The organism is Klebsiella sp. K47, from assembly GCF_051858335.1.
GTDB classification, from domain to species: domain Bacteria; phylum Pseudomonadota; class Gammaproteobacteria; order Enterobacterales; family Enterobacteriaceae; genus Klebsiella; species Klebsiella pneumoniae.
The window spans coordinates 1-228 of sequence record NZ_JBPYUI010000354.1 but is presented as its reverse complement, the minus strand read 5'-3'; the positions used below and the strand labels follow the sequence as shown (position 1 = coordinate 228).

At 61.8% G+C, this 228-nt stretch carries 1 protein-coding gene; it reads right to left on the bottom strand.

Annotation, left to right across the window (positions count from 1 at the left end; translation table 11 throughout):
* On the bottom strand, positions 1–172 hold a 172-nt coding region (locus RRF55_RS28355), incomplete at its 3' end, for an iron chelate uptake ABC transporter family permease subunit (RefSeq protein WP_439419348.1).
* Positions 173–228: the final 56 nt, after the last annotated feature.

Here is a 228-nt window from a genome sequence, read left to right as displayed (position 1 = left end):
GCAGAGCCGTGCTGACCATGATTGCCCAGCGGACAGTGTTCACCGGAACACCCAACGACATCGCACTGATGTCTCCAAATGCGAAGGCGTCAAGGATGTGGCACAAAGCCATCCCGACGACCAGCGCCGGCACGGTGGCAACAACCAGCGTGATCGTCGATCCCCACCTCAGCCCGGCGAAGGACCCAAGGGTCCATGACAGAGCTGAACGGGCCGCATTCGACTCCC